The sequence below is a fragment of the Actinocatenispora sera genome (genome assembly GCF_018324685.1).
In the GTDB taxonomy this organism is placed as follows: domain Bacteria; phylum Actinomycetota; class Actinomycetes; order Mycobacteriales; family Micromonosporaceae; genus Actinocatenispora; species Actinocatenispora sera.
Genome location: NZ_AP023354.1, coordinates 385,286 through 409,387, shown reverse-complemented (window position 1 = coordinate 409,387; position 24,102 = coordinate 385,286). Strand labels below are relative to the sequence as shown.

General features: G+C 70.4%; 19 protein-coding genes and 2 rRNA genes. 12 read left to right on the top strand and 9 right to left on the bottom strand.

Translation table 11 applies throughout. The features are described from left to right. Window positions 1–9 precede the first annotated feature (9 nt). Together Asera_RS01870 and Asera_RS01865 are read left to right on the top strand one after the other, a co-directional pair. Window positions 10–834, top strand: a complete 825-nt coding sequence (locus tag Asera_RS01870) for an ATP-binding cassette domain-containing protein (protein WP_030448795.1) — start codon at window positions 10–12, stop codon at window positions 832–834. A 112-nt stretch (window positions 835–946) separates the two neighbouring features. Next, entirely contained in the window at window positions 947–1,639 is a 693-nt protein-coding gene (locus Asera_RS01865; RefSeq protein WP_030448794.1) for a hypothetical protein, read from the top strand. Window positions 1,640–1,707: 68 nt separating this feature from the next. Here the strand turns inward: Asera_RS01865 and sepH are convergent, their stop codons facing one another. From sepH to Asera_RS01850, 3 genes are all read right to left on the bottom strand, one after another. Continuing rightward, entirely contained in the window at window positions 1,708–2,937 is a 1,230-nt protein-coding gene (gene sepH / locus Asera_RS01860; RefSeq protein ID WP_030448793.1) for a septation protein SepH, read from the bottom strand. A 185-nt stretch (window positions 2,938–3,122) separates the two neighbouring features. Continuing rightward, window positions 3,123–4,238 (bottom strand): phosphoserine transaminase, encoded by a 1,116-nt coding sequence (gene serC, locus Asera_RS01855; protein WP_030448792.1) that lies wholly within the window; start codon window positions 4,236–4,238, stop codon window positions 3,123–3,125. 114 nt (window positions 4,239–4,352) lie between these two features. Next, entirely contained in the window at window positions 4,353–5,456 is a 1,104-nt protein-coding gene (locus Asera_RS01850) for a citrate synthase 2 (protein ID WP_030448791.1), read from the bottom strand. A 183-nt stretch (window positions 5,457–5,639) separates the two neighbouring features. Here Asera_RS01850 and pdxH point away from each other — a divergent pair, with 183 nt between their 5' ends. Then, window positions 5,640–6,263: a pyridoxamine 5'-phosphate oxidase gene (gene pdxH, locus Asera_RS01845; protein WP_035298200.1), complete on the top strand. Its 624-nt coding sequence runs from the start codon at window positions 5,640–5,642 to the stop codon at window positions 6,261–6,263. After that, complete coding sequence (locus Asera_RS01840) at window positions 6,260–7,567, top strand: MFS transporter (RefSeq protein ID WP_035298186.1); 1,308 nt, start codon at window positions 6,260–6,262, stop codon at window positions 7,565–7,567. Before pdxH ends, Asera_RS01840 begins: the two co-directional genes overlap by 4 nt. 340 nt (window positions 7,568–7,907) lie before the next feature. Here Asera_RS01840 and Asera_RS01835 read toward each other — a convergent pair whose 3' ends face one another. Next, on the bottom strand, window positions 7,908–8,849 hold the full coding sequence (locus Asera_RS01835) for an NADP-dependent oxidoreductase (RefSeq protein ID WP_030449983.1): 942 nt from the start codon (window positions 8,847–8,849) through the stop codon (window positions 7,908–7,910). Window positions 8,850–8,942: 93 nt separating this feature from the next. On the opposite strand from Asera_RS01835, the gene Asera_RS01830 reads away from it, so the two are divergent. After that, window positions 8,943–9,380: a winged helix-turn-helix transcriptional regulator gene (locus tag Asera_RS01830; RefSeq protein ID WP_051803123.1), complete on the top strand. Its 438-nt coding sequence runs from the start codon at window positions 8,943–8,945 to the stop codon at window positions 9,378–9,380. 40 nt (window positions 9,381–9,420) lie between these two features. Continuing rightward, window positions 9,421–10,332, top strand: coding sequence for an aldose 1-epimerase family protein (locus tag Asera_RS01825; protein ID WP_030449985.1), 912 nt, complete (start codon window positions 9,421–9,423; stop codon window positions 10,330–10,332). Between the two features lie 178 nt (window positions 10,333–10,510). Here Asera_RS01825 and Asera_RS01820 read toward each other — a convergent pair whose 3' ends face one another. Continuing rightward, entirely contained in the window at window positions 10,511–11,359 is an 849-nt protein-coding gene (locus Asera_RS01820) for a hypothetical protein (RefSeq protein ID WP_030449986.1), read from the bottom strand. A gap of 37 nt (window positions 11,360–11,396) precedes the next feature. Beyond that, window positions 11,397–11,891 carry a SigE family RNA polymerase sigma factor gene (locus Asera_RS32870; RefSeq protein WP_030449987.1) on the bottom strand — a complete coding sequence of 165 codons (495 nt, stop codon included), beginning with the start codon at window positions 11,889–11,891 and terminating at the stop codon, window positions 11,397–11,399. Window positions 11,892–12,114: 223 nt separating this feature from the next. On the opposite strand from Asera_RS32870, the gene Asera_RS01810 reads away from it, so the two are divergent. Further along, on the top strand, window positions 12,115–12,405 hold the full coding sequence (locus Asera_RS01810) for a type II toxin-antitoxin system VapB family antitoxin (protein ID WP_030449988.1): 291 nt from the start codon (window positions 12,115–12,117) through the stop codon (window positions 12,403–12,405). A gap of 51 nt (window positions 12,406–12,456) precedes the next feature. Here Asera_RS01810 and Asera_RS01805 read toward each other — a convergent pair whose 3' ends face one another. From Asera_RS01805 to Asera_RS01795, 3 genes are all read right to left on the bottom strand, one after another. Beyond that, entirely contained in the window at window positions 12,457–13,347 is an 891-nt protein-coding gene (locus Asera_RS01805) for an alpha/beta fold hydrolase (RefSeq protein ID WP_030449989.1), read from the bottom strand. Between the two features lie 61 nt (window positions 13,348–13,408). After that, window positions 13,409–14,065, bottom strand: coding sequence for a MarR family winged helix-turn-helix transcriptional regulator (locus tag Asera_RS01800; RefSeq protein WP_212804487.1), 657 nt, complete (start codon window positions 14,063–14,065; stop codon window positions 13,409–13,411). Window positions 14,066–14,110: 45 nt separating this feature from the next. Next, a complete protein-coding gene (locus Asera_RS01795; protein WP_030449991.1) occupies window positions 14,111–15,523 on the bottom strand; it encodes an MFS transporter in 1,413 nt (470 codons plus the stop codon). Between the two features lie 194 nt (window positions 15,524–15,717). On the opposite strand from Asera_RS01795, the gene Asera_RS01790 reads away from it, so the two are divergent. The 5 genes from Asera_RS01790 (at window position 15,718) to Asera_RS01770 (ending at window position 24,087) form a co-directional block, all read left to right on the top strand. After that, window positions 15,718–17,088, top strand: a complete 1,371-nt coding sequence (locus Asera_RS01790; protein WP_030449992.1) for an L-serine ammonia-lyase — start codon at window positions 15,718–15,720, stop codon at window positions 17,086–17,088. Between the two features lie 69 nt (window positions 17,089–17,157). After that, window positions 17,158–17,838, top strand: coding sequence for a PAQR family membrane homeostasis protein TrhA (gene trhA / locus Asera_RS01785; RefSeq protein ID WP_051803124.1), 681 nt, complete (start codon window positions 17,158–17,160; stop codon window positions 17,836–17,838). 115 nt (window positions 17,839–17,953) lie between these two features. Next, entirely contained in the window at window positions 17,954–18,373 is a 420-nt protein-coding gene (locus Asera_RS01780) for a hypothetical protein (protein ID WP_030449994.1), read from the top strand. A 712-nt stretch (window positions 18,374–19,085) separates the two neighbouring features. Then, window positions 19,086–20,607: ribosomal RNA gene (locus Asera_RS01775) — 16S ribosomal RNA — on the top strand. 357 nt (window positions 20,608–20,964) lie between these two features. Beyond that, window positions 20,965–24,087 (top strand): 23S ribosomal RNA (locus Asera_RS01770). Together the 16S and 23S rRNA genes form the textbook arrangement of a ribosomal RNA operon. The last annotated feature ends 15 nt before the right edge of the window (window positions 24,088–24,102 follow it).

Genomic DNA, 24,102 nt, shown 5'->3' with positions numbered 1-24,102 from the left:
AGGGGCCCGATGAGGATGGACGGATGGTTGGCCGCGCTGGCCGCTGAACTGCACCGGCACGGGCTCGGCTCGGACCTGACCGGGCACGTGGTGGCGGAGGCGGCGGCGCACCTGCGCGACAGCGGTGAGTCGCCGCTCGCCGCGTTCGGCCCGCCGGACACGTACGCGGCGGCGGTCGCGGCGAGTGTCGGCGGCCCGACGCCCGCCCCGCCCGGTCGCGTGGTCGGACCGGTGCGGCTCGCGGTGCGCGGCATCACCAAGCGGTACCGGCGGCGCACCGTGCTCGCCGATGTCGACCTGACCGTACGGGCCGGCGAGGTCGCCGCGGTCATCGGCGCGAACGGCTCCGGCAAGAGCACCCTGCTGCGCATCTGCGCCGGGCTGGCCCGGCCGGACCGCGGCACGGTACGGATCGACGGGCGGCTCGGGTACTGCCCGCAGGACGGCGGGGTCAGCGACTTCCTCACCGCCGACGAGCACTTCGTGCTGATCGGGGCCGGCCGCGGCCTGGACCGGTCCGCCGCCCGCCGGGCCGGCCTCGGCCAGGCCACCGCACTGGACTGGGCGCCGAAGCCGGGCGTGCTGGCACGGCACCTGTCCGGCGGTACCCGGCAGAAGCTGAACCTGTCGCTGGCCCGGCTCGGCACCCCGGACGTGCTGCTGCTGGACGAGCCGTACCAGGGTTTCGACCGCGGCTCCTACCTCGACTTCTGGCACCAGGTGTGGCGCTGGCGGGACGGCGGCACGGCCATCGTGGTGGTCACCCACCTGCTCAACCAGCTGGACCGGGTCGACACCGTGCTGGACCTGACGAGGGCGGAGGCGGCGGCATGACCGGGCGCGGTGACGTCAGGTACCGGCCAGGAGACGGCATCGCCTGGCCCGGCAGGTACCGGCCGGGTGGCGGTGGGGCCGGGTGTCGGGCGTGGCGATGCGGAGGGCGGTCATGACGAAGACCCTGGTGGTGGCGGAGATGGCGGTGCGCGAGATGGCGCGGCGCCGGGTGGTGCTGATCATCCTGTTGCTGTTGCCGCTGGCGTTCTACCTCAGCCGCCGCGGCGACCATCTCGGCCAGTCGATCCGGTTCGTGTGCCTGGGACTGGGCTGGGCGTTGTCCACCGCGGCGCTGTTCGCCGGCAGCGCGGCGCGGGCGATCGAGCCGCGGTTACGGCTGTCCGGCTACGCCGCCCGGCACCTGATCGCCGGTCGGCTGGCCGCGCTGTGGGCGGTCGGCGTGCTGCTCAGCGCCCCGTACTTCCTGCTCGTCCGGCTGGACCAGCACGACGTCCGGTACGGTGCGATCGCCGCGATCATGGCGCTGACCGTACTGGTGTCGGCGTCGTTCGGGCTGGCCCTGAGCGTCGTGCTGCCGCGCGAGCTGGAGGGCACGCTGGTGCTGCTCGCGGTGGTCGGGCTGCAGATGATGCTCGACCCGGACGACACCTCGGCGCGAGTGCTGCCGTTCTGGTTCAGTCGGGAGCTCGCCACCTACGCCGTCGACCACACCGGCGGCGGCTACCTGACCCGTGGGCTGCTGCACGGCGTGCTGGCGGTGGCGGTGCTCACCGCCCTGGTCGCGATCGCGTTCCGGGTCCGGCAGGGCCGACGCCCGCACCTCCGGTTCGAACCCATCCACTGACCGGCGACCACGAGAAAGCCCGCCCCGGTCATCCGGGGCGGGCTTTCTCGTGGTCGAGCGGGCGGCGGTCAGCGGCCGCCCTGCTGGGTGTTGCCGTCGCCGAACAGCACGTCGTCCCAGCTGGGCAGCCGGGACCGGGCGCCGGTGGCACCCTGCTCGTTGCGCCGCGGCCGCAGCACCGCGAGCGACGGCACCGCCGGCAGCTCGCGCCCGTCCGCCTCGTCCTCGACGAAACCCGGGCCGCGGGTGTCGCTGGTGGAGCGGCGCGGCTCGCCGAGCCCGGCGGGCCGGACCGGCTCGCTGCGCGCGGCCGGCCGGGCCGACTCGGACTGCCCGGTGGGACGCAGCGGCTCGGCGTTCGGCCGCCGCTCCCCGGCCGGCCGCAGCGGCTCGGCGGCGCGACGCGCCGGTGCCTCGGTCGGGCCGGTGTCGGCGCTGCGCCGCTCCGGCGCCGGGAACAGCGGCTCGGCGGCGGGACGGGCCGGCGCCGACTCGCCCGGCCGGCTCGGCGCCGACAGCGGCCGATCCAGCGTGGTCCGCGCCGTCTCGGGCAGCCGGCGCACCTCGCGCCGGGTGGTCTTGGTCGGCAGGCCGTGCCCGCCGCCGGGCTCCGGGCGGGTCTGCTCGGGGCGCGACCGGCCGGCGTCCGGCCTGGTCAACGAGTGCCCGGACCGAGCCGCCGGCTCCGGCTCGGGCTCCTGGCCGAGCAGCGGTGCCGGCCGCTCGGTGGACAGGAACTGGGCCATGTCGTCGTCCGGCGTGACCACCTGACGCGCCTTGTCCAGCGCCCACACCGCCTGCGCGGTGGCCTTGCCGGACGCCCAACTCGCGGTGACCCGCCAGGTGCCGTCGTCGCGCCGGTAGGCGTCCCAGGACACGCCCTCGGCGTCGACGCCGTGCTGGGTGAGCCGGGTGTCCACGATCTCGGCCAGGGTGGCGCCACGCTCGGAGGAACGCAGCCGGGTGCGCCGGGCGTGCTGCGCCAGCATGGCGCGCTCCTGCAGCACCGGGCCGGCGTAGCGGAGAACCCGGTCGACCGGGACACCGGCGATGCGCGCGACCTCCTCGGCCGACTCGCCGGACCGGATCCGGGACTGGATGTCGCGCGGCGACAGGGCGGCCTCGGCGGTCGCCGGGTCGGTGGCGGCACCGAACTGGGTGCGCGGGGTCGTCTGCTCGTGCCGGACCGCCGCACCCACCCGATCGTCGATCGGCAGGGTCAGCAGGCGTCCGACCTCGTCTGCGAGGACGAGAGCCTGACCGTCCTCGGAGAGGGCGACGAAGCGTACTGGCCGCATCGCTGTCCTCCGTCCCTCGACACGCCGTCACGTCACGGTACGCCGAACCCTAGCGGGTGGATGCCAGGGCACGCCGACACTCACCGAGATAATCGTCGATCCGACAGTCCGGTACGGATCGACGTCGGTGCCGGTCAGCGGCCTGTATCGGGGCCGGGCCGCCCCGTGTCGGACAACCGATCGGGTCAGGCGAGCTGACCGACGACGTGGTCCACACAGCGGGTCAGCGCCGCCACGTCGGCCGGCTCGATCGACGGGAACAGCGCCACCCGCAGCTGGTTGCGGCCGAGCTTGCGGTACGGCTCCGTGTCGCGCACCCCGTTCGCCCGCAGCACCGCGGACACCGTCGTCGCGTCGATCCCGTCGGCCAGGTCGACCGTGCCGACCACGGTCGAGCGCAGCCCCGGGTCGGTCACGAACGGCGTCGTGTAGTCGGTGCGTTCGGCCCAGTCGTACAGGATCGCGGCGGACTCGGCGCAGCGCCGCACCGACCAGTCCAGCCCGCCGTTGGCCAGGATCCAGTCGACCTGCTCGGCGGCCAGCAGGATCGTCGACAGCGACGGCGTGTTGTACGTCTGGTCCTTGCGCGAGTTGTCGATCGCCACCGTCAGGTCGAGGAACGCCGGCACGTACCGGCCGGAGGCGTGGATCTCCGCGGCCCGCTCCAGCGCCGCCGGGGACAGGATCGCGAGCCACAGCCCAGCCTCCGAGCCGAGGCACTTCTGCGGCGCGAAGTAGTAGCAGTCGGTTTCGGCCAGGTCGACCGGCAGGCCGCCGGCACCGCTCGTCGCGTCGTGCAGCATCAACCCGCCGTCGACCCGGCGTACCGGCACCGCGGCGCCGGTGGACGTCTCGTTCTGCGGCGTGCCGTACACGTCGACGCCGTCCTCGCCGGTGAGCGCGACCGCCTCGCCGGGCGGAGCGGTCCGCACGCTCGGGTCGGCCAGGAACGGCGCCGCCGTCATCGCGTCGACCAGCTTCTGCCCGAACTCGCCGAAGCTCGCCAGCTGGGCCCGCTCGCGCACCAGACCGAACGTGGCGACCTCCCAGAACGCGGTGGTGCCGCCGTTGCCGAGCACCACCTCGTACCCGTCCGGGGCGCCGAACAGCGCGGCGATCCCGCGGCGCAGCCGCGCCACCTGGTCGCGGACGGTGCGCTGGCGGTGCGAGGTACCCAGGTAGTCGCCGGCGACCGCGGACAGCGCGGCGACCTGCTCGGGCCGGATCTTGCTCGGGCCGCAGTTGAACCGGCCGTCGGCGGGCAGCAACTCGGCCGGAATCCGAATGTCGGGCAGACCCACGTCACGCTCCCTGGTCGGGCGGGCATCTCACGGCGACGCTGCCGCCCACCATCCTGCCAACCACGCCGCCGCCGCCGGCACCGGGTACCGCCGCGGCCCGGCACCCGGGGGCCGTCAGAGGGTGTGCACGGTGGGGTAGCCGGGGATGTCGGCGGGCCGGCGCGGCCCCGGGCCGACGTAGCGGGCCGACGGGCGGACCAGCCGGCCCAGCTTCTTCTGCTCCAGGATGTGCGCCGACCAGCCGCCGACCCGGGCACAGGTGAACATCGAGGTGAACATCTCCGCCGGTACCTCCGCGAAGTCCAGCACCACCGCGGACCAGAACTCGACGTTGGTGGCGAGCACCCGGTCGGGTTTGCGCGCCGCCAGCTCCGCCAGCGCGGCCCGCTCCAGCGCCTCGGCCACCTCGTACCGGGGTGCGGACAGCTCCCGCGCGACCCGGCGCAGCGCGGCCGCCCGCGGGTCCTCCGCCCGGTACACCCGGTGACCGAAGCCCATCAGCCGCTCGCCGCGGTCGAGCACGCCCCGCACGTACGACTCGGCGTCGCCGGTGTTCTCCACCTGCTCGATCATGTGCAGTACCCGGCTGGGCGCGCCGCCGTGCAGCGGGCCGGACAGGGCGCCGATCGCGCCGGACATCGCCGCCGCCACGTCCGCCCCGGTCGAGGCGATCACCCGGGCGGTGAACGTGGACGCGTTCATCCCGTGCTCGGCGGCGGAGGTGAAGTACGCGTCGACCGCCCGGACGTGCTGCGGGTCCGGCTCGCCGCGCCAGCGGGTCATGAACCGCTCGACGATGGTGCCGGCCCGGTCGATGATCTTCTGCGGTACCGCCGGCAGGCCGACACCGCGCGCCGACTGCGCGATGAACGACAGCGCGGTCACCGACACCCGGGCCAGGTCGCTGCGGGCCCGCGCGTCGTCGATGTCGAGCAGCTGCCCGAGCCCCCAGTGCGGCGCCAGCTGGGCCACCGCGCTCTGCACGTCGACCCGTACGTCGCCGGTGTGCACCGGCACCGGGAACGGCTCGGCCGGCGGCAGCCCGTGCCCGAACTCGCCGTCCACCAGCAGCCCCCACACGTCCCCGTACGAGACGCGGCCGATCAGATCCTCGATGTCGATGCCGCGGTACCGCAGCGAACCGCCGGCCTTGTCCGGCTCGCTGATCTCGGTCTCGAAGGCGACCACGCCCTCCAGTCCCGGTGTGAAGTCCGCCATCCGCTGTCTCCAGATCTCGTCGTCTCGCCGCCGATGTCGGGTATCACTACCGAGTCAACCTGTCAGCCAGCGGCGAACGGCGCCCGCTGTGTCGCATTCGACACCTGGACCGGTCGGGGCCCGGGAGAAGATGTGCTGGTGCCCGACACGCCAGCGCCGATCGACTCCGCCCGACTCGCCACGATGCGTGCGGAGTATGCCAGCATCGGCATCGCACCGGCCGATCTTGCCGCCGACTGGCACGTCCAGCTCGGCCGCTGGCTCACCGACGCCACCGACGCCGGCCTGCCCGAGCCGAACGCGATGGTGGTCGCCACCGCCGACCCCGCCGGCCGTCCGGCCAGCCGCACCGTGCTGCTCAAGGCGTACGACGCGGCCGGGCTGGTGTTCTACACCAACTACACCTCGGCGAAGGGCGAGCAGCTCGCGGCGAACCCGTACGCCTCGGTCACCTTCCCCTGGTACGGGCTGCGCCGGCAGGTGCAGGTCCGCGGCCCGGTGAGCCGGGTCGACCCGGCCGAGTCGGACGCGTACTTCGCGACCCGGCCGCGCGGCTCCCAGCTCGGCGCCTGGTCCAGCCCGCAGTCGCAGGTGATCGACTCCCGGGACGTGCTGGACACCGCGTTCGCCTCGTACGCGGCCCGGTGGCCCGAGGGCACCAGCGTGCCGCGCCCGCCGCACTGGGGCGGCTTCCGGCTCGCACCCGAGACCGTCGAGTTCTGGCAGGGCCGGGAGAACCGGGTGCACGACCGCCTGCGGTACCGCCGGGACGGCGCAACGTGGCTGCTGGAGCGGCTCGCCCCGTGACCCGCACCCCCTCCTCGGACACCGAACCCTCCGATACCGGTACCGCCGCGCGCCGAGGCCCGCTCGGCCGCGTCGCCGTGGACACCCGGCCGCTGCGCTACCCGGCGTACCGGCGGATGTGGATCGGCAACGGCGTCTCGTTCATCGGCTTCCAGGTCACCGCGGTGGCCGTACCGGTGCAGATGGACGCGATCACCCACCAGCCGGCGTGGAACGGCTACCTCGGCCTCGCCGGGCTGGTCCCGCTGGTGGTGTTCGCGATCTGGGGCGGCGCCATCGCCGACGTGCTGGACCGGCGACGGCTGATCCTGGTCGGCTCGCTGTTCACCTGGGGCGTCACCCTCACGCTGCTGGCCCAGGCGCTGCTCGGGCTCAACAGCCCGGTGCTGCTGCTGGTACTGACCGCGCTGCAGGCGGTCGGCTTCGCGGTGGTGTCGCCGACCCGCGGCGCGATCGTGCCCCGGCTGGTACCGACCGGGCTGGTGCCGTCCGCCAACACGCTCAACTTCACCGTGTCCAGCGTGGCCACCGTGATCGGGCCGCTGTTCGCCGGCGCGGTGCTCGGCACCGGCCACTACGCCGCCGCGTACGGGGTCGACGCCGTGCTGTTCACGGTGTCGCTGTGGGCGAGCTTCCGGCTGCCGGCGATGCCGCCGCTCGGCCGGCAGAACCGGCCGGACCTGCGCGCCGTGCTGTCCGGGCTGGCGTTCATCGCCGCCACCCCGCTGCTGTGGCTGTCGTTCGCCGCCGACCTGACCGCGAACGTACTGGCGATGCCGCGGGCGCTGTTTCCCGCCGTGGCCCGGATGCAGTTCGGCGGTGAGGGGGCGGCCGGCTGGCTGTACTCGGCGATCGCCATCGGCGCGGTCGTCGGCGGGCTGTTCTCCGGCTGGATCGGCCGGATCCGGCGGCAGGGCCTGGCGCTGGTCGGGGCGGTCGCCTGCTGGGGGCTCGCGGTCGCCGCGGCCGGGCTCGCGCACTCGCTGTGGCTCGCCGTGCTGTTCCTCGCCGCCGCCGGCTGCGCCGACCTGGTCAGCTCCGTCTACCGGCAGACGATCCTGCAGCTGCACGCGCCGGACGAGCTGCGCGGCCGGCTGCAGGGCGTGTTCACCGCGGTGGTCGCCGGCGGGCCCCGGCTCGGTGACGTGCGCGCCGGGCTGACCGCCCAGGCGTTCGGGCCGACCGCCGCCTGGACCGCGGGCGGCCTCGCCGCGACCGCGGTGATCGTGGTGCTGGCTCTGGTATTCCCGGCGCTGCGCCGCTACGACGGCCGCGGCCCGGCACCGGCGAGCGAGGACCCCTGACCGGCGCTGACCGGCCGTGGTGGATGTTTCGGCGGGGGGGGGGGGGGGGGGGGGGGGGGGGGGGGGGGGGGGGGGGGGGGGGGGGGGAGAGACACCCCCACCCACCCTGGGGGGCACCCCGGCATCCACGCTAGCTGTCGAAACGGCCATCGGCCGCCGGCTGCCGCGGGGCTGTGGACAACCAGCACCCCTGTGGACAACCAGTGTCCTGTGGACAATCAGTGCCCTGTGGCAAGCACCATCCGGTGGACAACCGCCATCGTTGCCGCAATCACCGGTGGACGACCAGCGTCGAAGCGACGCGGGCCCGCGCCTCTCCGGGAACGGATCCGGCACCCGGTCACGACACGGTGAGGACGATCTTGCCGAGAGTACGGCCCTGCTCACCCAGCCGGTGTGCCTCGGCCGCGTCGGCCAGCGGGAACGTCGCCGCCACCCGTACCCCGAGCCGGCCGCCGTCGACCAGCCGGGACAGCTCGGTCAGTGCCGCCCCGTCCGGTTCGACCAGGACGGTGGCCGCACGTACCCCGGCGTCCGCCGCGGCCGCGACCGCGGCGTCGCTTGCCCCGCCCGCGATCGGGATCAGGATCCCGCCGGGGCGCAGCACCCGCAGCAGCGACGGGCCGGCGGCGCCGCCGACGAGGTCGAGCACCACGTCGACGTCTCGTACCGTGTCCGCCACGTCGACGCTGGTGTAGTCGATGGGCTCGTCCACGCCGAGCGAGCGCAGCACCTCGTGCTTGCCGGCGCTGGCGGTACCCAGCACGTACCCGCCGCGGGCCTTGGCGATCTGCACGGCGAGGTGGCCGACGCCGCCGGCCGCGGCGGTCACCAGGACCCGCTGCCCGGGGCGTACGTCGGCAGTGTCGACGAGCGCCTGCCAGGCGGTGAGCCCGGCGAGCGGCAGACCGGCCGCCTCGACGTGCTCGAGCCCGGCCGGCTTGCGGGCGAACTGCCGGGACGGCGCCGTCACGTACTGCGCGTAACCGCCCGCCTGGCGCGGGAACCACGGCATCCCGTACACCTCGTCGCCCACCGCGAACCGGGTCACCCCGATGCCGACCTGCTCGACCACACCGGAGACGTCCCAGCCGAGCACGTACGGGCCGGGCCCGACGGGTGCCGGCGTCTCGCCGTCGGCGCGGGTCTTCCAGTCGACCGGGTTCACCCCGGCCGCGTGCACCCGGACGAGCACCTCGGTACCGAGCGGCTCGGGTCGGGGCAGCTCGGCCGGCTGCAGCACCTCCGGACCGCCGAAGCCGTCGCACACCATCGCCCGCATCACTGCTCTCCCGTCTCCCGGTGGTCTCGTGACGATCATCGAACGGCCGGTGCCGGTTGGCCAGTAGGCACAATCTTGTAGCCTAGGTACCCGATGGAAACCACCGATGACCAGCACGAACATCATTACGATGCCTATCTGGCGCAGTGCCCCTGCCGGCCGTTGCTCGACGTGATCGCGAACAAGTGGACCGCGTTGATCGTCGGTGCGCTGCTGACGCGAGAACACCGGTTCGGCGAGCTGCGCCGGCAGATCGAGGGCGTCAGCCAGAAGGTGCTGACCGCGAACCTGCGGGCGCTGGAGCGCAACGGCTTCGTGACCCGCCGGGTGTACCCGACCTCGCCGCCGTCGGTCGGCTACGCGCTGACCGACCTCGGCCGCAGTCTCGCCCCGCCGCTGGTCGCGGTGCGGGAGTGGACCGAGCGGCACATGGACGACGTCGAGGCCGCCCGCGCCCGGTACGACACCGAAGCCACGCGTTCGGGTCCGGCCGCGGTGGATCGTGCCGCCGAGCCTGCCCCGGCTCGGTAGATTCCTGTCGGGATCCACCGGCACAGGAAGGCTGCGCGGCATGGCGCTCTCGGGCGAACAGTGGGACATCGAGGCCGGCACGCACCGCGCCACCGTGGTCGAGGTCGGCGGCGGCATCCGCGCGTACGGGGTGCGCAACGTCCCGGTCCTCGACGGGTACGGCACCGACGAGATCTGTCCCGGCGGCGCCGGCGCCCAGCTCGCGCCGTGGCCGAACCGCCTCCGGGACGGCCGCTACGAGTTCGGCGGCGGCGAGCACCAGCTGGCGCTGAGCGAGCCGGCCAAGCACAACGCCATCCACGGCCTGGTGCGCTGGATGCCGTGGCGCCGCCTCGCCGGTACGCCCGACTCCGTCACGGTCGGCTGCGCGGTGCCGGCCCAGCCCGGGTACCCGTGGTCGCTGGCGCTGACCACCCGGTGGACGGTGTCCGAGCACGGCCTGCGGGCCGAGCACAGCGTGCGCAACCTGGCCGACGCGCCGGCGCCGTTCGGCCTCGGCTGCCACCCGTACCTGCGGCTGCCCGGCCCGCTCGACGAGTGGCTGCTGCGGGTGCCGGCCCGTACGGTGCTGCGCACCGACGAGCGGGGCCTGCCGGTGCGCACCGATCCGGTCGCCGGCACCGGGTACGACTTCGGTACCTCGCGGCCGATCGGCGACACGGTGCTGGACACCGCGTTCACCAACCTGTCCCGCGGGGACGCGGGGACCGTCGAGGTGACGTTGACCAGCCCGGGCGGGCACACGGTGACGCTGTGGGCGGACGAGTCGTTCGGCTGGGTGCAGCTGTTCACCGCGGACACCGCGAAGCCGCCGCGGACCCGCCGCTCGCTCGCGGTGGAGCCGATGACCTGCCCGCCGGACGCGCTACGTTCCGGCCAGGACCTGATCGTGCTGGCGCCGGGCGATACGTGGCGGGGCGCCTGGGGCATCCGCGCCACCATCGCCGGCTGACCCGCGCATCGTCGCCGCGGATCCGGGCCCGACCGCCGCTGGGCCGCGCGACCCGCGCCTCCGGTGTCGCCGGGCCGGTCGACTCGAGGCTTCCGCGTCGCCCGGCCGGCCCGCGCCTCCCGGCGTCGGCGCGGCTGTCGGGTTGCTGGGCACCCTCGTCCGGGTTCGATCCGGGCGCTCAGCCCAGCGAGAGGCTCGGGTCGGTGGCGAGCGCGACGGCCTGGTCGTCGGACACCACCGGCTTGGCCGCCCGCGGGTTCGGCGCCGGCGCCAGCCGCTGCGCCGATGCGTCGTTGGGATCGATGTTCGACACCTCGACCGAGACGACGGTGGCGGCGTCCAGCCGAGCCGCGACGTGCACGATGCGGGCGCCGTTCGGGTTGCGTTCGGTCCGCACCGACACCGCCAGCCCGTTGTAGTACCGGGTCGTGCACGCGAACGTGCCCTTCTGGTACCGCGGCGGGTTGTCCGGCGTGCCGCAGCCGGCGACCTGCGCGGCGTCGGTGCCGTCCGCGGGCATGATGCCGATGTCGATCGATCCGGTGCCGGCCGCGGTGGTCAGCAAGGCCTTCCCCTCGTACCACCGGTGCTGCCGCTGGATCAGCTGCAGCGGCGGGTACTCGTCGGTCGGCGGGGGGTAGTTGCCCACGCTGTACGAGGCCTCCGGGACGAGATGCCCGAGCGCGTTCTTGACCGCGCCGGTGAGCCGGACCATCCGTTGTTGGTCGGTCTCCGGCCGTGTTCTCGACGGGCTGGGCAGCGGGTGGCTCGGCGTCGCGCGAGCGCTGGCCCGGGGCCCGGCGGGTACCGACCGGTGGGTGTCCGGGCCGGCCTGCATCGCCGCGACACCGACGGCCACCGCGACGGCGGCGACCGCGGCCGCGCCGGTACCGCCGAGCCCGAGGACACGGCGCCGGCGGCGCAGCCGGTGGCCGTCGCGCAGCAGCCGGGCCCGGTCCAGTTCGCCGGGCGGCAACTCGTCCGGTAGGGCCCGCCGCAGTACATCCTTGATGTCGTCTTCGTCCATCTCGCTCAGTGCTCCACGATGTCGGTACGGCGGCGGGTCAGGCGGTGGCGGTCAGCTGCGCCCGCAGGGTGGCGAGGCCCCGGGCGCACTGGCTCTTGACGGTGCCGGTCGAGCAGCCGAGCAGCCGCGCGGTCTGCTCGATGGACTGGTCCTCCCAGTACCGCAGCACGATCGCGGCGCGCTGCCGCGGCGGCAGGGTGGCGAGCGCCTGTTCGGCGGCGAGCCGGTCGGTGGTGCCCGGTGCATGGTCGGCGACGAGGCGGTCCGGGGTGCGTTCGGACGGCCGCTCCCGGCGGGCGAACCCGCGGCGCCGCTCGTCGGCGAGGCAGGTCACCACGATCCGCCGCACGTACGCGTCGGCGTTGCCGCCGCGGATCAGCCGCGGCCAGCGCACGTACAGCTTGGTCAGCGCGGCGGCGACCACGTCCTCGGTGAGGTGCCAGTCGCCGCAGAGCAGGTAGCCGAACCGGCGGAGCGCGTCGTAGCGCGCCTCGACGAACTCCCCGTACTCTTCGTCGTCAGTACGTTGCACGCGGTTCCTCCCCGCCGGGGTCGATGCCCGTCGTGGGTACCTACGTGTCCCGGCGCACAAAAGGTTGCCTGCCCCGAGGCGGTTGGGGAACCTTCGAGTGGCCCGGCGGTCGGTCGCCGGCTCGCCGGGCGGATCAGCCGCCGCGGTGTCGACGCGCAGGGCGCGCCCCGACCCGACCGCTACTCTGTTGAGCGGACGAGGCGGGGAGAAGGGTCGTGAGGTCGTGATCTTCAAGGCGGTGCGGGAAGGCAAGCCGTACCCCGAGCACGGCATGTCCACGAAGCAGTGGGCCGACATCCCGCCCCGGCCGGTCCGCCTCGACCAGCTCGTCACCACCAAGCGCAACCTGGCCCTGGACCGGCTGCTGGCCGAGGACTCCACCTTCTACGGCGACCTGTTCCCGCACGTGGTGGAGTGGTCCGGCGCCCTCTACCTGGAAGACGGCCTGCACCGGGCGCTGCGCGCCGCGCTGCAGCAGCGCACCTCCATCCACGCCCGCGTCCTGGTCCTCTGACCCGAGTCCCGGCCGACCACGGTCCCGGTCCGCGGACCGGACCTGCCCGCGTCAGCGGGCGTGCGCGATGACGAACGCCTGCACGGTCGTCTGATAGAGCTCCGGCTCCTCCAGCTGCGGGTAGTGCGCCGAGCGCGGAAACAGCTCCACCCGCCCGTCCGGTACATCGGCCCGGAACGCCGCCAGCTGGGACGGCCCGGTGACCAGGTCGTAGCGCCCCTTCATGAGCAACGCCGGTACGGCCAGCCCGGGCAGCAGGCCGACCATCGAGGCGAGCACGTCCGGCGCGGCGAGCAGCCGGCGGGCGGCCGCGTCGCCGCGGTCGCGCAGTTCGGCCGGGAACGCGCTTGCCAGCGTCGCCGCGAGCGCCGACCGCGCCTCCGGCCGGTGCACGTACAGCTCCAGGTGCCGCTCGCCCAGGCCGGCCAGCAGGTCCACGACCTCCCAGTGTTCGAACCGGGGCGCCGCGGCGAGGTTGCGGCACCGGGTCGCCGACACCGGATCGCCCAGCTCGGTGAACAGCGGCGCGGCGGCGAGCAGCTTCGCCCGGTCCGCCTCGGCGAGGTCCCAGCCGGGGTTCTCGAACAGCACCGCGGAGATCCGCTCCGGGTGCCGGTGCGCGTACCGCAGCGCCATCCGGCCGCCGAACGAGTGTCCGAGCACCGCCCACCGCTGGATGCCCATCGACTCGCGGAGCGCCTCGCAGTCGGCGATCACGTCGGACTCGTCGAGCGTCTCGCCGTCGGCCAGCGGCGCCGAGCGCAGCGTGCCGCGCTGGTCCAGCCCGATCACGTGCAGGCGCTGGCTGAGCCGGTCACCCTGCCACTCCATGAACTCGTGGCAGCCCATCCCGGGCCCACCGTGCAGGTACAGCAGCGGCGGCGCGCCGGGCTTGCCCCGTACGTCCAGGAACAACCGACCGTCCGAGGTACCTGCGTGCATGCCCCGACCCTAGCCGCGCTGACCGTCCCGCCGACCGCAAACGCCCACCGCCGTCACCCGGTCAGCGTCGGGCGGCGCGGCCATCCCCGGTGTCGCTGTCGATCTCCTCGATCAGCCGGGCGAGCGCCGGCAGCGCGGTGCGGAGCGCGGCCCGCTGATCGGCGTCGAGCCGCGCCTGCGCCCGGCTCAGGATCGCCTCGTTGGTGCGCTCCCAGCGGGCGAGGGTGGCCCGACCGTGTGCGGTGAGCGTGAGGTGGACCGTGCGGCGGTCGGCCGGATCGTCGTCGCGCCGCACCATCCGGGCCCGTACCAGCGCGTTGACCAGGGTCGTCACCGTGTTCGGGGCGATCCGCAGGGCGCGGGCCAGTTCCCCCGGCCGGCTGCCCGGCCGTTCCGCGAGCCGGGCCATCAGCTCCAGCTGCGCCACCGACAGCGGGTTGTCCGGCGCGCTGGCCCGCGCCGCCCGGCGCATCGACCGGCGCAGCCGGGCGACGGTATCGGCGAGCCGCCGACCGACCTGCTCGTCGCCGGGCCGGCCGTCCTGCTGGTCGCCGGGCCGGCTCTCCTGCTCGTCGGCGGGCACCCGGCCGCCCTGGTTGTCGCCGGGCCGGCGGCCCGGTTCGTCGCCGAGCCGGCCCTCCTGCTCGTCGGCGGGACGCCAGCCGTCTCCGCCGTCGGGAAGCCGGTGGTCCTGCTCGTCGGGGTTGGCCTCGGTCACGGACGGTCCTCACTGCGCGGCGGCGGACGCCGGCGGACCGGCCGGTCAGGGCCGCTGCGTACGGGCGGCGGGACGGTCCGCGCTGACCAGCGTGACGATACCGGCGGCCACCGCGACAATTCCCAGCAGCCCGCTGGACAATTGCACCCCGCTACCGCCGCCGGCATGCAGCACCAGCGTGACCAGCGCGACCCCCAACGCGGTACCCAGTGCGCGCGCCGTGTTCACCAGCCCGCCGGCGCTGCCGGCCGCCCGGTGCGGTACCGCCGCCATCACCGCGGCGTTGTTCGCCGGAGTGAAGATGCCCAACCCGAATCCGGTCACGAACAGCGCCGGCACCAACACCGGCGGCGCGGCGCCGAGCAGTGCCGGTACCGCCATGCCGGCCGCCGCGAGGCCGAGCCCGAGCACGCCGCGGGCCCGGTTGCCCAGCCCGGCCGGCAGCAGCCGGCCGCCGAGCACCGCAGCGAGCGCGAATCCCAGCGGCAGCGCCGTCAGGTACGGCCCGGTCGCGGCGCCGGAGACCCCGACGGCGGCGAGCGCGTAGGGCCCGAGTACCAGCGGGCCGAACAGCACCAGGTAGCCGAGCAGCGCCGCGGTCAACCCGCCGCCGAGCACCGGCCGGCGCAGCTGGTCCAGCGCCAGCAGCGGCTCCGCGGCGCGCCGTTCCCGGCCGATGAACGCGACCGCCGCCGCGGCGGCGAGCAGCGCCGCGGCGATCGGCAGCACCGCCGGTACGGACAGCCCGGAGCCGGCGGAGATGGCGAGCAGCGCGGCGGTGGTCGCGGTGCCCAGCAGCAGCACGCCGCCGGTGTCGAACCGGCCGATCGGCCGGGCGTGCCGGGTGCGCGGCAGTAGGTAGCGGCCGGCGATCAGGCCGGCGATCCCGACCGGCAGGTTGATCATGAAAACCCAGCGCCAGCCGACCCCGTGCACCAGCAGCCCACCGACGGTCGGCCCGAGCGCCAGCCCGATCGCCTGCGCCGCGGCCTGGGTACCCAGCGCCGACCGGAGCTTGTTGCCGGGCACGCTGGTGGTGATCAGCGCGACGCTGTTGGCCTGCAGCATCGCCGCACCGACGGCCTGCGCGACCCGCGCCGCGACCAGCACCGGCAGGCTCGGCGCCAGCCCGCAGCCGACGGAGGCGGCGGTGAACACCGCGAACCCGAGCAGGTACATCGCCTTGCGGCCGGCGGCGTCGGAGATCCGCCCGGCCGGTACCAGCAGGGCGGCGAGGGTGACGAGGTAGCCGAGCGAGACCCACTCGATCGCGGCGAGCGAGGTGTGGAACTGGTGCCCGAGTGCCGGGAACGTCAACGTCACGATGCTCGCGTCCAGCTGGCCCATGAACGCGCCGAGGCACACGGTCGCGACCGCGAACCAGGGTGCGTGCGGCGAGCCGCGTACCGCCTCGGGACGCGGCCGTTCCGCCAGGAGCACTCCTGCTTCGTTCTGCATCAGAACTATTCTGCAATGGAAGTACCTGGGTTTGGCAACCCGCCGGAGCGTTGCGTCCACCACCTCGCAACGCCCTGACGTGGAAAGTAGGCTCACAATCGGCCTGCAACGTTGCGGCCACCTTCAGCCGGGGTCTGCGCCCGGCCCGGTCGCGGCAGCGGGGCGTTCGTGGCGACCGTGGGGGAGAGTGCCCGGTGATCAGCGTCTTCGATCTGTTCAAGATCGGCATAGGCCCGTCCAGCTCGCACACCGTCGGCCCGATGCGTGCCGCCGCCCGGTTCGCGCACGGTCTCAAGGCCGACGGCGTGCTCGCCGGCACCACCCGGATCCGCTCCGAGCTGTACGGGTCGCTCGGCGCCACCGGCCACGGCCACGGCAGCGAGGCCGCCGTCCTGCTCGGGCTGGCCGGCGAGGACCCGGAGACCGTCGACACCGACACCGTCGCCGACCGGACCGCGGCGATCCGGACGGCCGGCCGGCTGACCGTCCTCGGTACCCACGAGGTGGCCTTCGACGACCGCGACGACCTGGTCCTGCACCGCCGCCGCTCGCTGCCGTTCCACCCGAACGGAATGATCTTCACCGCGTACGGCGCGACCGGCGAGGTGCTGCGCACGCGCACGTACTACTCGGTCGGTGGCGGGTTCGTGGTCGACGAGACGGCCAGTGGCGCCGACCGGATCAAGCCGGACGACACCCCGGTGCGCTACCCGTTCGCGACCGGGGCGGAACTGCTCGGCCAGACCGCCGCGGCCGGCCTGTCGGTCAGCGAGGTGATGCTCGCGAACGAGCTGTCCTGGCGCACCGAACCCGAGATCCGGGCGGAACTGCTGCACGTCTGGGCGGTCATGCAGGAGTGCGTCCGGCACGGCTGCGAGACCGAGGGCATCCTGCCCGGCAGCCTGAAGGTGCACCGCCGCGCTGCCGAGATGCACCGCAGCCTGACCGGCGAGCACTTCACCACCGACCCGCTGCGGGTGATGGACTGGGTGACGCTGTTCGCTCTCGCCGTCAACGAGGAGAACGCGTCCGGCGGCCGGGTGGTCACCGCGCCGACCAACGGCGCGGCCGGCATCGTCCCCGCGGTCCTGCACTACTATTGGCGGTTCGTCCCCGGTTCCGACGACGCCGGCGTGGTCCGGTTCCTGCTCACCGCCGGGGCGATCGGCGCGCTGTTCAAGCAGAACGCGTCGATCTCCGGCGCCGAGGTCGGCTGCCAGGGCGAGGTCGGGTCGGCGTGCTCGATGGCCGCCGGCGGCCTCGCCGAGGTGCTCGGCGGTACGCCCGAGCAGGTGGAGAACGCCGCCGAGATCGCGATGGAGCACAACCTGGGCCTGACCTGCGACCCGGTCGGCGGGCTGGTGCAGATCCCGTGCATCGAGCGCAACGCGGTCGCCTCGATCAAGGCGATCACGGCGGCCCGGATGGCGTTGCGCGGCGACGGGCGGCACCACGTCTCGCTGGACAAGGTCATCAAGACCATGCGGGAGACCGGCGCGGACATGAAGGTCAAGTACAAGGAGACCGCGCGCGGGGGCCTCGCGGTCAACGTGATCGAGTGCTGACCTGCGGGGGGCGGTGAGGTTCACCTCCTGGTTACGCCATCGTAGGCTACCAATGGGTAGCATCGCTGGATGACCGCCACGTCGCTCGGCGAGCACACCGCCAAGGACCCGTACGCCCGGCCTCGGATGCGCGGCTGGCTGCACGCCTACGCCGTCGGCGTCGCCGCGGTCTGCGGCGTCATCCTCTGCTCGGTGGCCGCAAGCCGTCCCGGCTGGCTCTCGTTCGCCAGCTGCCTGGTCTACTCGGTGACCATCTGCGGGTTGTTCGGCATCAGCGCGCTCTACCACCGGCACGTGTGGGGGCCACGCGGCTACGCCGTGATGAAGCGGCTCGACCATTCGATGATCTTCCTGTTCATCGCGGGCACGTACACCCCGTTCAGCCTGCTGCTGATGCCCCGGCGTACCGGGCTGATCGTGCTGTCGGTGGTCTGGGGCGGTGCGCTGCTCGGGGTGGCGCTCAAGATGGCCTGGCCCCGCGCGCCCCGCTGGCTGTCGGTCCCGCTGTACATCGCGCTCGGTTGGGTCGCCGCGTTCGTGTTCCCGGACATCGTGCACGGCGGCGGCTGGGCGCCGTTCGCGCTGCTGCTCGCCGGCGGCGTGGTCTACAGCCTCGGCGCGCTGTGCTACGCGCTCAAGCGGCCGAACCCGTGGCCCCGCACGTTCGGCCACCACGAGTTCTTCCACGCCGCGACGCTGATCGCCGCCGCCTGCCATCACATCGCCGTCTACTTCGCCGTTCTCGCCTGACAACCGGCCGTCCTGGCCCAGCAGCCGGTGTACGGTCGGCAAACGCCCGGCTACGGCCGTGGGAGGGGCCGGCAGCGGTCTTTCGCGGCTGGACGGCATCGGTTAGCGTCCCGGCGTGCAACCGAACCCGCAGCCGCCGCAGGCCGGCGCCGTCCTCAACATCACGACCAGCAAGCCGTTCCTCGCCTGGATGATGGCGTTCACGCCGCCCCGGGTGAGCCTGAACGGCCAGGAGATCAAGCTCCGGTGGGGTCAGAACCAGGTGCCGGTCCAGCCCGGCCGCTACGACCTCCAGATGTACGTGCCCTACCTCTGGCGCATCGGCCAGGCCGGCATGCCCGTCGACGTGTACCCGGGTGCCCAGGTCCCGGTCTTCTACGCGGCGCCGTGGTGGGCGTACATGGGTGGGGCCATCGGGCACCAGCAGGTGGAGTCTCCCGGCAAGACCGTCGCGATCGCCGTCAACGTCGGCGCCCTGGCGCTGCTTCTGCTGATCATCATCTGCAGCTGCGCCGGCGTACTGACCGGCAACTGAGCGGACCGGGTCGGCGCGCCGCACCGTTTGTGAGCGCCGACACGGGACCCCGGTTTGACGCCCGGATCCGCCATCGCGTAACTTTCTCTCTGCCCGCGGGGCACCGGACGAAACCGGGCCGCCAAGGCGGCCGGGTTGGACGGCTCGCGGGACATCCCAAGGTAAGGACGATCTGATCGGCCTGCGTGGGGTGCGCTGACTGAGTCGGTCGCGGAGGTTCCGCCCGAGGGTTACGACCCCGGTGGCAGCCCCCGGGAGCGGCCAGGTAAGCTTGGACGAGCAGGGCGCCGGACACGGCAGCCGAGCAAAGCCTCCAGGAGAAATTGACCGGGAGATTCTGCGCGGCAAAATGGCCGGCCTGCAAATCCTTCTCTTGGAAATTCAGAGCCACTCGGCGCTGAACGACCAGGGGTGCCCGAAAAGATCCGCCGGGGCCGAATTTGACCACGGAAGATCGGCCGGGTAAGCTAAACGAGCAAGACGGAAACGGCAACAAAACAAAGCCTCTGAGGCGGACGGCGAAAGCCGGATGGTTCGGATGTGCGTTTGTTTCTTGAGAACTCAACAGGGTGTTGAAAAGCCAGTGCATTAGTTTTGCCCCGTTGCCGCAGCTGACTGTTGTGGTTGGTTGTGGTGGGGTTCCTTTGATGCAGTTCGCCTGGTCTCTCGTCAGTGGGGGGCTGGGTGTGTTGCTGGGATTTTCTTCAAGTTTTTGGTGGAGAGTTTGATCCTGGCTCAGGACGAACGCTGGCGGCGTGCTTAACACATGCAAGTCGAGCGGAAAGGCCCTTTCGGGGGTACTCGAGCGGCGAACGGGTGAGTAACACGTGAGTAACCTGCCTTCAGCTTCGGGATAACCCCGGGAAACCGGGGCTAATACCGGGTATTCACATTGTTTCGCATGGGATGGTGTGGAAAGGGTTTACCGGCTGGGGATGGACTCGCGGCCTATCAGCTTGTTGGTGGGGTAGTGGCCTACCAAGGCGACGACGGGTAGCCGGCCTGAGAGGGCGACCGGCCACACTGGGACTGAGACACGGCCCAGACTCCTACGGGAGGCAGCAGTGGGGAATATTGCGCAATGGGCGGAAGCCTGACGCAGCGACGCCGCGTGGGGGATGACGGCCTTCGGGTTGTAAACCTCTTTCAGCAGGGACGAAGCGGAAGTGACGGTACCTGCAGAAGAAGCTCCGGCTAACTACGTGCCAGCAGCCGCGGTAAGACGTAGGGGGCGAGCGTTGTCCGGATTTATTGGGCGTAAAGAGCTCGTAGGTGGCTTGTCACGTCGGTTGTGAAAACCTGCAGCTTAACTGTGGGCGTGCAGCCGATACGGGCGGGCTAGAGGCAGGTAGGGGAGAGTGGAACTCCTGGTGTAGCGGTGAAATGCGCAGATATCAGGAAGAACACCGGTGGCGAAGGCGGCTCTCTGGACCTGTTCTGACGCTGAGGAGCGAAAGCGTGGGGAGCGAACAGGATTAGATACCCTGGTAGTCCACGCCGTAAACGTTGGGCGCTAGGTGTGGGGACCACTCCACGGTTTCCGTGCCGTAGCTAACGCATTAAGCGCCCCGCCTGGGGAGTACGGCCGCAAGGCTAAAACTCAAAGGAATTGACGGGGGCCCGCACAAGCGGCGGAGCATGCGGATTAATTCGATGCGACGCGAAGAACCTTACCTGGGTTTGACATCGCCGGAAATCCTGCAGAGATGTGGGGTCCTTCGGGGCCGGTGACAGGTGGTGCATGGCTGTCGTCAGCTCGTGTCGTGAGATGTTGGGTTAAGTCCCGCAACGAGCGCAACCCTTGTCCGATGTTACCAGCGGGTTATGCCGGGGACTCATCGGAGACTGCCGGGGTCAACTCGGAGGAAGGTGGGGATGACGTCAAGTCATCATGCCCCTTAAGTCCAGGGCTTCACGCATGCTACAATGGCCGGTACAGAGGGCTGCGATACCGCGAGGTGGAGCGAATCCCTTAAAGCCGGTCTCAGTTCGGATTGCAGTCTGCAACTCGACTGCATGAAGTCGGAGTCGCTAGTAATCGCAGATCAGCAACGCTGCGGTGAATACGTTCCCGGGCCTTGTACACACCGCCCGTCACGTCACGAAAGTCGGTAACACCCGAAGCCGGTGGCCTAACCCCTTGTGGGAGGGAGCTGTCGAAGGTGGGACTGGCGATTGGGACGAAGTCGTAACAAGGTAGCCGTACCGGAAGGTGCGGCTGGATCACCTCCTTTCTAAGGAGCGTCTGGCGGCCGAAAGGTTGTCCAGGGCCAGGCAGGAGCGGATGTCTTCTGCTGGTTGCTCGATGGTGGAGTGCTGGCTAGTTCTGTTCTGGCGACGGTTCGCGTGGTTAGTACTGTCATCTGCCTGTGGGCGGGTGGTTCAGGAAGGGGCGTGGATGCGGCTGGGATGGTCGACACCCTGTTGGGTCCTGAAGGAACAAGCGGTTGCTTGTTTTTTCGGGTTGGTTGCAGGTCCTGCATGGCCAATATACCGCTTCGGCATGTGAGTGTCGGGGGTTTGGTGTTGGTGGGGTGTGTGGGGTTCTGCCCGTTGTTTGAGAACTGCACAGTGGACGCGAGCATCTTTGTGGTCAAGTGTTTAAGGGCGCATGGTGGATGCCTTGGCACCAGGAGCCGATGAAGGACGTGGGAGGCTGCGATATGCCTGGGGGAGTTGTCAACCGAGCTGTGATCCCAGGATTTCCGAATGGGGGAACCCAGCACCAGTCATGTGGTGTTACCCGCGCTTGAATATATAGGGCGTGTGGAGGTAACGCGGGGAAGTGAAACATCTCAGTACCCGTAGGAAGAGAAAACAATAGTGATTCCGTGAGTAGTGGCGAGCGAAAGCGGATGAGCCTAAACCGGGCGCATGTGATAGCCAGCGGGCGTTGTGTGTTCGGGGTTGTGGGGCTTGCTGTGATCCTCCCGCTGGGGGGTCGGGCAGTGAGAAAGTCGTGTGCTAGCTGAAGGGTCTGGAAAGGCCTGCCGTAGAGGGTGAGAGTCCTGTAGGCGAAAGTGCGCGGCCTGTCTATGTGAGTTCCCGAGTAGCGGCGGACCCCGGAAATCTGCCGTGAATCTGCCAGGACCACCTGGTAAGGCTAAATACTCCCTGGTGACCGATAGCGGACTAGTACCGTGAGGGAAAGGTGAAAAGTACCCCGGGAGGGGAGTGAAAGAGTACCTGAAACCGTGTGCCTACAATCCGTCAGGGCTGCACCGTTGGGTGTGGTGATGGCGTGCCTTTTGAAGAATGAGCCTGCGAGTTAGTGGTGCGTGGCGAGGTTAACCTGTGTGGGGGAGCCGTAGCGAAAGCGAGTCCGATAAGGGCGTTGAGTCGCGTGTCCTAGACCCGAAGCGGGGTGATCTACCCATGGGCAGGCTGAAGCGCGGGTAAGACCGTGTGGAGGGCCGAACCCACCAGGGTTGAAAACCTGGGGGATGACCTGTGGGTAGGGGTGAAAGGCCAATCAAACTCCGTGATAGCTGGTTCTCCCCGAAATGCATATAGGTGCAGCGTCGCGTGTTTCTTGCCGGAGGTAGAGCACTGGATGGCCTAGGGGGCTTACCAGCTTACTGAAGTCAGCCAAACTCCGAATGCCGGTAAGTGAGAGCGCGGCAGTGAGACGGCGGGGGATAAGCTTCGTCGTCGAGAGGGAAACAGCCCAGATCACCAGCTAAGGCCCCTAAGCGTGTGCTAAGTGGAAAAGGATGTGGGGTTGCCGAGACAACCAGGAGGTTGGCTTAGAAGCAGCCATCCTTGAAAGAGTGCGTAATAGCTCACTGGTCAAGTGATTCCGCGCCGACAATGTAGCGGGGCTCAAGCACACCGCCGAAGCTGTGGCATTCGCACGTGTATCTGGCGAAATCTTTTGGGGTTTTGTCTAGGTGTGTGGATGGGTAGGGGAGCGTCGTGCCACGGGTGAAGCAGCCGGGTGACCGAGTTGTGGACGTGGTGCGAGTGAGAATGCAGGCATGAGTAGCGATAGCAGGGTGAGAAACCCTGCCGCCGGATGTCCAAGGGTTCCAGGGTCAAGCTTTTCTGCCCTGGGTAAGTCGGGGCCTAAGGCGAGGCCGTGAGGCGTAGTCGATGGATAACGGGTTGATATTCCCGTACCCGCGTAGAAGCGTCCCTGATGAAACTTTCTGTGCTAACCCTTGATGTTGCTGGAGGCCTTCGGGTTGATGGTGGCGGATCGGGGACCCTGGTTGGGAGTAGTCAAGCGATGGGGTGACGTAGGAGGGTAGCTGAGCCCGGCCGGTGGTTGTGCCGGGGTAAGCGTGTAGGGCGTGGTGTAGGTAAATCCGCACTGCAGATAGCCTGAGACGTGAAGCCGAGCCGATTTTGGTGAAGTCAGTGATCCCATGCTACCGAGAAAAGCCTCTAGCGAGCTTCGAGCGGCCCGTACCCTAAACCGACACAGGTGGACAGGTAGAGAATACCGAGGCGTTCGGGTGAACTGTGGTTAAGGAACTCGGCAAATTGCCCCCGTAACTTTGGGAGAAGGGGGGCCGGACGCGTGAACACCCTTGCGGTGGGAGCGTGGTATGGCCGCAGAGACCAGGGGAAAGCGACTGTTTACTAAAAACACAGGTCCGTGCGAAGTTGTAAGACGATGTATACGGACTGACGCCTGCCCGGTGCTGGAACGTTAAGGGGACCGGTTAGTTGCGTTTCGGCGTGGCGAAGCTGAGAACTTAAGCGCCAGTAAACGGCGGTGGTAACTATAACCATCCTAAGGTAGCGAAATTCCTTGTCGGGTAAGTTCCGACCTGCACGAATGGCGTAACGACTTTCCCGCTGTCTCAACCACAGGCCCGGCGAAATTGCATTACGAGTAAAGATGCTCGTTACGCGCGGCAGGACGGAAAGACCCCGGGACCTTTACTATAGCTTGGTATTGGTGTTCGGTTCGGCTTGTGTAGGATAGGTGGGAGCCGTTGAATCCTTGACGCTAGTTGAGGGGGAGGCAATCTTGAAATACCACTCTGGTCGTACTGGATGTCTAACCTCGGGCCATGATCTGGTTCAGGGACAGTGCCTGGTGGGTAGTTTAACTGGGGCGGTTGCCTCCTAAAGAGTAACGGAGGCGCCCAAAGGTCCGCTCAGCCTGGTTGGCAATCAGGTGGTGAGTGTAAGTGTAGAAGCGGGCTTGACTGTGAGACTGACGGGTCGAGCAGGGACGAAAGTCGGGACTAGTGATCCGGCACTTGCGTGTGGAAGCGGTGTCGCTCATCGGATAAAAGGTACCCCGGGGATAACAGGCTGATCTTCCCCAAGAGTCCATATCGACGGGATGGTTTGGCACCTCGATGTCGGCTCGTCGCATCCTGGGGCTGGAGTAGGTCCCAAGGGTTGGGCTGTTCGCCCATTAAAGCGGTACGCGAGCTGGGTTTAGAACGTCGTGAGACAGTTCGGTCCCTATCCGCCGCGCGCGTTGCAGATTTGAGAAGGGCTGTCCCTAGTACGAGAGGACCGGGACGGACGAACCTCTGGTGTGCCAGTTGTCCTGCCAGGGGCACGGCTGGTTGGCTACGTTCGGAAGGGATAACCGCTGAAAGCATCTAAGCGGGAAGCCTGCTTCAAGATGAGGTCTGCTGCCCCGGAGACGGGGGTAAGGCCCCCAGGAGATGACTGGGTTGATAGGCCGGAGGTGTAAGCGCGGTAACGTGTTGAGCTGACCGGTACTAATAGGCCGAGGGCTTGACTACAAGGTTGTGTGCGTC